The organism is Kitasatospora sp. NPDC057518 (genome assembly GCF_042802075.1).
Taxonomy (GTDB): Bacteria; Actinomycetota; Actinomycetes; order Streptomycetales; family Streptomycetaceae; genus Kitasatospora.
The window spans coordinates 1-8271 of record NZ_JBHVEU010000403.1 but is presented as its reverse complement, the minus strand read 5'-3'; the positions used below and the strand labels follow the sequence as shown (position 1 = coordinate 8271).

Sequence of the window (8271 nt, the reverse complement as noted above, 5' to 3'; positions counted from 1 at the left end):
CTGACGTAGTCCGTCGTAACGATCGATAGAGGTTGAAGACCGTGAGCACTCCTGTCATCGGCGTCCTCGCCCTCCAGGGCGACGTCCGCGAGCACCTGGTGGCGCTGGCCGAGGCCGACGCGCTCGCCCGTCCGGTGCGCCGCGCCGAGGAGCTGGCCGAGGTCGACGCGCTGGTGATCCCCGGCGGCGAGTCCACCACCATGTCCAAGCTGGCGCTGCTGTTCGGCGTGATGGAGCCGCTGCGCGAGCGGGTCGCCGACGGGATGCCGGTCTACGGCACCTGCGCGGGCATGATCATGCTGGCGGACAAGATCCTGGACGGCCGCGACGACCAGCAGACCGTCGGCGGCATCGACATGACGGTGCGCCGCAACGCCTTCGGCCGCCAGAACGAGTCCTTCGAGTCCGGGATCGAGTTCGCGGGCCTGGACGACGCGCCGGTGCACGGCGTCTTCATCCGCGCCCCCTGGGTCGAGGGGGTCGGCGCGGGCGTCAAGGTGCTGGCCGAGCTGCCCGCCGCGGACGGGCCGGAGAGCCGGATCGTCGCCGTGCGCCAGGGCAACCTGCTGGCCACCTCCTTCCACCCCGAGCTGACCGGCGACCACCGGGTCCACGCGTACTTCGTGCGGATGGTCGAGGAGCACCTCGCCGGTCGGTAGACCGCCGCCCACCGTGTGCGCCCCACCGCCGGCGACACCGGTAAGATCTCATCTGTTCATTTCCCTTTGGCGACGTAAAGGAGCTGGCGATGTCCGGCCACTCTAAGTGGGCTACCACCAAGCACAAGAAGGCCGTGATCGACGCCAAGCGCGGCAAGCTCTTCGCCAAGATGATCAAGAACATCGAGGTGGCGGCGCGCACCGGCGGACCCGACCCGGCGGGCAACCCGACCCTCTACGACGCCATCCAGAAGGCGAAGAAGAGCTCGGTCCCGATCGACAACATCAACCGCGCCGTCAAGCGCGGTGGCGGTCTGGAGGCCGGCGGCGCCGACTACCAGACCATCATGTACGAGGGCTACGGCCCGAACGGTGTCGCGGTCCTGATCGAGTGCCTCACCGACAACCGCAACCGCGCCGCCTCCGACGTGCGCGTCGCGATGACCCGCAACGGCGGCTCGATGGCCGACCCGGGCTCGGTCTCGTACCTGTTCACCCGCAAGGGTGTCGTCATCGTCCCCAAGGCCGACGGCGTGGACGAGGACAAGCTGTTCGAGGTCGTCCTGGACCAGGAGCCGGAGGAGATCAACGACCTCGGCGACTCGTTCGAGATCGTCTCCGAGGCCTCGAAGATGGTCGCCGTGCGCACCGCGCTGGTCGACGCCGGCGTCGACTACGACTCGGCCGAGGCCAACTTCCTCCCCAGCATGCAGGTCGAGCTGGACGTCGACGGCGCCCGCAAGATCCTGAAGCTGATCGACGCGCTCGAGGACAGCGACGACGTGCAGAACGTCTTCGCCAACTTCGACATCTCCGACGAGGTCGGCGCGCAGCTCGACGCCGAGTGATCACCGCCCAGTGATCGTCGGTGGGTGACCGGCCCCACTGCCCGGCCCGGTGGTCCCTGGACCACCGGGCCGGTGTCGTCGGCGGGGTTGTCGGACCCGGGCGGTAGCCTGCGGAGGTCCTTCGTGGCGAGTGGTAGGGAGACGGGCGAGTGGTGCGGGTACTGGGCGTGGACCCGGGGCTGACCAGGTGCGGGGTCGGCGTGGTCGAGGGCACGCCGGGCCGGCCGCTGCGGATGGCCGGGGTCGGCGTGGTGCGCACCCCCGCCGAGGCGGAGATCGGGGAGCGGCTGCTCCAGGTCGAGCAGGGCATCGAGGCCTGGCTGGACGAGCACCGGCCCGACCTGGTGGCCGTCGAGCGGGTCTTCGCCCAGCACAACGTCCGCACCGTGATGGGCACCGCCCAGGCCAGCGCCGTCGCGATGCTCTGCGCCACCCGGCGCGGCATCCCCGTCACCCTGCACACCCCCAGCGAGGTCAAGGCCGCCGTCACCGGCTCCGGCCGGGCCGACAAGGCGCAGGTCACCGCCATGGTGCAGCGCCTGCTGCGGCTGGACGCGCCGCCCAAGCCCGCCGACGCCGCCGACGCGCTGGCGCTGGCCATCTGCCACATCTGGCGCGGCGGGGCGACCAACCGGCTGGAGGCCGCCGTCCGGGCCGCCCGCGCCACCTCCCGCTCCACTCTTCCGAAAGGCACCGTCCGATGATCGCCTTCGTGCAAGGGCCCGTGGCGGCCGTCTCCTCCGGGATCGCGGTGGTCGAGGTCGGCGGGGTCGGCATGGCCGTGCAGTGCACCCCGAACACCCTGGCCGGGCTGCGGCTGGGCGAGCCGGCCCGGCTGGCCACCTCGCTGGTGGTCCGGGAGGACTCGCTGACCCTGTTCGGCTTCGCGGACGACGATGAGCGCGCCGTGTTCGAGATCCTCCAGGCCGCGCCCGGCGTCGGCCCCAAGCTGGCGCAGGCGATCCTGGGCGTGCACAGCCCCGACGCGCTGCGCGCCGCGATCGCGGGCGGCGACGAGAAGGCGCTGGTCGCGGTGCCGGGCATCGGCAAGGCCAAGGCGGCCAAGCTGCTGCTGGAGTACAAGGACAAGCTCGGCGCCCCGCACGGGGCGGTGCCCGCGCAGAAGCCGGTCGCGAGCGGCCCGGCGCCGTGGAGCGAGCAGCTGCACTCCGCGCTGACCGGCCTCGGCTACGCCCCGCGCGAGGCGGACGAGGCGGTCGCGGCCGTCACCCCGGAGGCCGAGGCGCAGGCGGTGACGGACGTCGGCGCCCTGCTCAGGCTCGCCCTGCGCGGCCTCAACCGTGCCCGCTGACCAACTGACGATCTGTCCTTTTGTCGACACCGGAGACTCTGGAGCCCGCGACGATGTACGACCCGGAACCCACCGACCGGCTGGTCACGGCCGCCGCCGACGGTGAGGACCAGGCGGTGGAGGCGGCGCTGCGCCCCAAGCTGCTGGACGAGTTCATCGGCCAGGAGCGGGTGCGCGAGCAGCTGTCGCTGGTGCTCCAGGCCGCCCGCCAGCGCGGCAGCGCGCCCGACCACGTGCTGCTGAGCGGCCCGCCCGGGCTCGGCAAGACCACCCTGTCCATGATCATCGCCGCCGAGCTGGGCGCCCCGATCCGGATCACCTCCGGCCCGGCCATCCAGCACGCGGGGGACCTCGCGGCGATCCTCTCCTCGCTCACCGAGGGCGAGGTGCTCTTCCTCGACGAGATCCACCGGATGTCCCGGCCGGCCGAGGAGATGCTCTACATGGCGATGGAGGACTTCCGGGTCGACGTGATCGTCGGCAAGGGCCCGGGCGCCACCGCCATCCCGCTGGAGCTGCCGCCCTTCACCCTGGTCGGCGCCACCACCCGGGCCGGCCTGCTGCCGCCCCCGCTGCGCGACCGCTTCGGCTTCACCGGGCACATGGAGTTCTACGCCCCGGCCGAGCTCCAGCGGGTGGTGCACCGCTCGGCCGCGCTGCTGGACGTGGAGATAGACCCGGCCGGCGCGGCCGAGATCGCCGGGCGCTCGCGCGGCACCCCGCGCATCGCCAACCGGCTGCTGCGCCGGGTCCGCGACTACGCCCAGGTCCGGCACGACGGCGTGGTCGACGCCGGGATCGCCGCCCAGGCGCTGGACGTCTACGAGGTGGACGCCCGCGGGCTGGACCGGCTGGACCGCGCGGTGCTGGACGCGCTGCTGCGGCTGTTCGGCGGCGGTCCGGTCGGTTTGTCGACACTGGCGGTCGCCGTGGGTGAGGAGTCGGAGACGGTCGAGGAGGTCGCCGAGCCCTTCCTGGTCCGCGAGGGCCTGCTCGCCCGCACCCCGCGCGGCCGGATCGCCACCGCGGCCGCCTGGCAGCACCTCGGCCTGACCCCGCCGGTCCAGACCACTCGCGGGCGTGTTCCGGCGCAGTCGGAGCTGTTCCCCGCCGACGAAAGTTGACCGCCATCGGCTGAACGGGTGAGTCGGGCCGGTCGGTTCCCGGCCGGTGCTCCCGTGGTGGCGCACGGGGGAGCCGGGAGTGGCGTCCGGGGAAACTGTGCAGGCGGAGGGTCGCCACTTTCGGCGGCATGATGCGATGCTTGGCGTTGTCCGATCGATTCGGGGTCGCCTAGACTCCGCCGGACCGCCCCTCTCACCTGACGGGCCGACCAATACCACACAGGCCGCCGGCCGGCGGCCCGTAAAGGACCCTGGCTGCAGTGAACCTCATCATCCTTCTCCTCCCGATCATCGCGATCGTGCTCATGTTCCGGTCGCAGAAGAAGCGCCAGTCGCAGATGCAGCAGATGCAGACGGCGCTGGAGCCGGGGGCCGGTGTGCGCACCATCGGCGGTCTGTACGCCCAGGTGAAGGCGGTCAACGACGAGACCGTCGAGCTGGAGATCGCGCCCGGCGTGGTCACCCACTTCACCAAGAGCGCCATCGCGGCCGTCCTGGACCCCCAGGAGTACGACGCGATCATCAACGGCCGCCCCGCCGATGACGAGCTGCCCGAGCCGGAGGCCGAGGAGGCCGACGCCGAGCCGGTCGAGGACAAGCCGCTGTCGCTCTCCAAGGACAGCGCCGAGAAGGGCGACGTCGAGGGCGGGGCTCCCGCGAGCAAGTAGTACGGACGGGCAACCCGCCCGGCCGCGCGGCACAGTGCCGCGAGCCCACAGGACCTCAGGGCCGCAGAACCGCCGGACCCCTGTCCCGCCACGAGCCGGACGGGGGTCCGGTCGGGGAAGTGGCATGGACAGGGAGAAACGAGCAAGGTGGCAACACCCAAGTCGCGCCCGCGCGACGGCTACCCAGGGCGGGCGCTGGCCCTCATCCTGGTCGTCACCGTCGGACTGGTCGCCCTCATGTTCGGGACGGGCACCACCAAGCCCCGGCTCGGGATCGATCTCGCCGGTGGCACCAGCATCACGCTGACCGCGAAGTCGACCGACCCCAAGGCGATCACCAAGTCCAACATGGACATCGCCACCGGGATCATCGAGCGCCGCGTCAACGGTATGGGTGTCTCCGAGGCGGAGGTCCAGACCCAGGGCGACAACACGATCATCGTGAACATCCCCAAGGGTGGGAACCAGCAGAACGCGGCGGACCAGGTGGGTACCACCGCCAAGCTGTTCTTCCGTCCGGTCCTGGCCGTGGCGCCCAGCGGCGTCACCGCCCCGGCTCCCACGGGCACCCCGTCCGCCGCCGCCACCGGCACCCCGGGCGCGACCCCGCCCGCCGCCACGGCCGGCACCCCGTCCCCGGGCGCGAGCGCCACCAAGCAGGGTCGCCCCGAGAGCGAGGCGCTGGCCGCCGAGGGCGCCAGCCCGACCGCCGCGGCCACCGGCGCGAGCACCGCGCCCACCGCCCCCGCCACCGGCGCCCCGAGCGCCGCGGCCACCCCGCCGAGCGCCGCCGACCTCAGCGCCGCGATGACCCAGGGCACCGTGCCGCCGGAGCTGAGCGCCGCGTTCGCCGCCCTCGACTGCTCCAAGCCCGAGGTCCGCACCGCCCAGACCGGCCCCGACGACAAGGCCGTCGTCGCCTGCTCGCAGAAGCCCGAGAACGGCTACTACGAGAAGCTCGCCCTCGGCCCCGTCGCCGTGAAGGGCTCGGACGTCTCCAAGGCGCAGCCGACCCTCGACACCCAGACGGGTGCCGGCTGGCAGGTCCAGCTGCAGTTCAACGGCAACGGCACCGACGACTTCACCAAGGTCACCGGCCAGCTCGCCACCCAGGCCCCGCCGAACAACCAGTTCGCGATCGTCCTGGACAACCAGGTCGTCTCGCACCCCGAGGTCAAGAACGCGATCCCCGGCGGCAGCGCCGTGATCACCGGCCGCTTCACCCAGGCCGAGGCGCAGGACCTGTCCAACGTGCTCGGCTACGGCGCCCTGCCGCTGGAGTTCGTCAAGAGCGACATCACCACCGTCTCCCCGGCGCTCGGCAGCGACCAGCTCAAGGCCGGCCTGGTGGCCGGCGCGATCGGCATGCTGCTGGTGGTCGCCTACTCGCTGGTCTACTACCGCGGCCTCGGCCTGGTCTCGATCGCCGGTCTGCTCGTCTCGGCGGCCCTGACCTACTCGATCATGAGCCTGCTCGGCAACGCGATCGGCTTCGCGCTGAACCTGCCGGCGGTCTGCGGTGCGATCGTCGCGATCGGTATCACCGCCGACTCCTTCATCGTGTACTTCGAGCGCATCCGCGACGAGGTCCGCGAGGGCGCCCCGCTGCGCCCGGCGGTCCAGCGGGCCTGGCCGCGCGCCCGGCGCACCATCCTGGTCTCGGACTTCGTGTCCTTCCTCTGTGCCGCCGTCCTCTACGTGGTCTCGGTCGGCAAGGTCCAGGGCTTCGCCTTCACCCTGGGTCTGACCACCGCGCTCGACGTCGTGGTGATCTTCCTCTTCACCAAGCCGCTGATCACGCTGCTGGCCCGCCGCAAGTTCTTCCTGAACGGCCACCCGTGGTCCGGCCTGGACCCGAAGCGACTGGGCGCCCGCCCGCCGCTTCGCAGCAGCCGTCGCCGTAACCCCTCCTCTGCCGCCGTGAAGGAGGCCTGACACCGTGTCACGCTTCTCCAGCCTGGGCCACCGGCTCTACCAGGGCGAGGTCAGCTTCGACTTCGTCGGTCGCCGCAAGCTCTGGTACTCCATCTCCGGCGTGATCGTGCTGGTCGCGGCGATCGGCCTGGCCATGGGCCTGCACCTGGGCATCGAGTTCAAGGGCGGCTCGGTCTACACCGTGGCCAAGCCCGGCCTGACGGTCTCCCAGGCGCAGGAAACCGCCGACGGGGTCGTCTCCTCGCACCCGCTGGTGCAGTCGACCGACAACGGCAAGATCCGCATCCAGGTCAGCACCGAGGAGCCGAAGAGCTCCGACGAGATCCGCTCCGAGCTCTCCCAGAAGCTCGGCGTGCCGCTGGACACCGTCGAGGCCCAGGTGATCGGCCCCAGCTGGGGCAAGCAGATCTCCCAGAAGGCGCTCACCGGCCTGGTCGTCTTCATGGTCCTGGTGACGGTCTACCTGGCGATCGCCTTCGAGTGGCGGATGGCGCTGGCCGCGCTGGTCGCCCTCATCCACGACCTCCTGATCACCATCGGCGTGTACGCCCTGGTGGGCTTCGAGGTCACCCCGGGTACGGTGATCGGCTTCCTGACGATCCTCGGTTACTCCCTCTACGACACGGTCGTCGTCTTCGACACCGTGAAGGAGAACACCAAGGGGATCACCAAGCAGAACAAGCTCACCTACAGCGAGGCCGCCAACGCGGGCCTCAACCAGACCCTGGTGCGCTCGCTCAACACCACCGTGGTGGCGCTGCTTCCGGTCGCCGCGCTGCTGTTCATCGGCGGCGGCTTCCTGGGCGCCGGCACCCTGAACGACATCTCGCTCGCGCTGTTCATCGGTCTCGCGGCCGGTGCCTACTCCTCGATCTGCGTCGCCACCCCGCTGCTGGCGCAGCTCAAGGAGGAGCAGCCGGAGATGAAGGCGCTGCGCAAGCGGGTCCTCCAGCACCGGGCCTCGGCCGCCGCCAAGGCGGAGGCCGGGGACGCCGTCACGGCGGACGGGGAGCCGGACGACGAGGAGCAGCCTGCGGGTATGGTCGGACAGCGTGGCCGCTCGGCCGGCACCCGTGCCAAGGGCCGTCCGTCCACCAAGCGCTGAACCCGACCACGAACCCGAGGAACCCACCGTGACCACCGCCGACACCGCACTGGCCGAGCTGCTGAACAGCCGGATCCGGGACGTCCCGGACTACCCGAAGCCGGGTGTGCTGTTCAAGGACATCGCGCCGCTGCTCGCCGACGCCGAGGCCTTCGGCGCCCTCACCCGGGCGCTGGCGGACCGGGCCGCGGAGCTCGGTGCGACCAAGGTCGTGGGCCTGGAGGCGCGCGGCTTCGTGCTGGCGGCCCCGGCGGCCTTCGCGGCCGGGCTCGGCTTCGTGCCGATCCGCAAGCAGGGCAAGCTGCCCGGCGAGGTGTTCCGGCGCTCGTACGAGCTGGAGTACGGCTCGGCGACGCTGGAGGTGCAGTGCGACGCCTTCACGCCCGGTGAGCGGGTGCTGGTGGTGGACGACGTGCTGGCCACCGGTGGCACCATCGGCGCCTCGCTGGACCTGGTGAAGGAGGCCGGGGCCGAGCTGGCGGGCGTCGTGGTGCTGATGGAGCTGGGCTTCCTGGACGGCCGCGAGCGGCTGGCCGGGCACCTGGGCGGCGCTCCGCTGGAGACGCTGGTCACGGTCTGAGGGACCCGTCGGGAGGACGGCGGTCGGGACATCCGACCGC

General features: G+C 71.7%; 9 protein-coding genes. All 9 read left to right on the top strand.

Annotation, left to right across the window (positions count from 1 at the left end; genetic code table 11):
* The first annotated feature begins 41 nt into the window (after positions 1-41).
* Entirely contained in the window at positions 42-659 is a 618-nt protein-coding gene (pdxT, locus tag ACFU7Z_RS31180; RefSeq protein ID WP_049651445.1) for a pyridoxal 5'-phosphate synthase glutaminase subunit PdxT, read from the top strand.
* Positions 660-748: 89 nt separating this feature from the next.
* Positions 749-1507 (top strand): YebC/PmpR family DNA-binding transcriptional regulator, encoded by a 759-nt coding sequence (locus tag ACFU7Z_RS31175; RefSeq protein WP_049651428.1) that lies wholly within the window; start codon positions 749-751, stop codon positions 1505-1507.
* Positions 1508-1659: 152 nt separating this feature from the next.
* The gene (gene ruvC, locus ACFU7Z_RS31170; protein WP_380781168.1) at positions 1660-2211 is read left to right on the top strand and encodes a crossover junction endodeoxyribonuclease RuvC; all 552 of its coding nucleotides are present in this window, start codon (positions 1660-1662) and stop codon (positions 2209-2211) included.
* Entirely contained in the window at positions 2208-2819 is a 612-nt protein-coding gene (gene ruvA, locus ACFU7Z_RS31165; protein WP_074002376.1) for a Holliday junction branch migration protein RuvA, read from the top strand. The genes ruvC and ruvA overlap by 4 nt, the downstream gene beginning before the upstream one ends.
* Positions 2820-2872: 53 nt before the next feature.
* Positions 2873-3943, top strand: a complete 1071-nt coding sequence (gene ruvB, locus ACFU7Z_RS31160) for a Holliday junction branch migration DNA helicase RuvB (RefSeq protein ID WP_049651426.1) — start codon at positions 2873-2875, stop codon at positions 3941-3943.
* 260 nt (positions 3944-4203) lie between these two features.
* Positions 4204-4611: a preprotein translocase subunit YajC gene (yajC, locus tag ACFU7Z_RS31155; protein ID WP_053112055.1), complete on the top strand. Its 408-nt coding sequence runs from the start codon at positions 4204-4206 to the stop codon at positions 4609-4611.
* Between the two features lie 147 nt (positions 4612-4758).
* A complete protein-coding gene (secD, locus tag ACFU7Z_RS31150) occupies positions 4759-6546 on the top strand; it encodes a protein translocase subunit SecD (RefSeq protein ID WP_380781165.1) in 1788 nt (595 codons plus the stop codon).
* 4 nt (positions 6547-6550) lie between these two features.
* Positions 6551-7651: a protein translocase subunit SecF gene (secF, locus tag ACFU7Z_RS31145; protein ID WP_380781162.1), complete on the top strand. Its 1101-nt coding sequence runs from the start codon at positions 6551-6553 to the stop codon at positions 7649-7651.
* 28 nt (positions 7652-7679) lie between these two features.
* The gene (locus tag ACFU7Z_RS31140) at positions 7680-8231 is read left to right on the top strand and encodes an adenine phosphoribosyltransferase (protein WP_049651822.1); all 552 of its coding nucleotides are present in this window, start codon (positions 7680-7682) and stop codon (positions 8229-8231) included.
* The last annotated feature ends 40 nt before the right edge of the window (positions 8232-8271 follow it).

Excerpts from the sequence above, each read along its gene's own strand:
- ACFU7Z_RS31175 (WP_049651428.1), top strand. The coding sequence starts at position 749 with ATGTCCGGCCACTCTAAGTGGGCTACCACCAAGCACAAGAAGGCCGTG.
- ruvA (WP_074002376.1), top strand. The coding sequence starts at position 2,208 with ATGATCGCCTTCGTGCAAGGGCCCGTGGCGGCCGTCTCCTCCGGGATC.
- ruvB (WP_049651426.1), top strand. The coding sequence starts at position 2,873 with ATGTACGACCCGGAACCCACCGACCGGCTGGTCACGGCCGCCGCCGAC.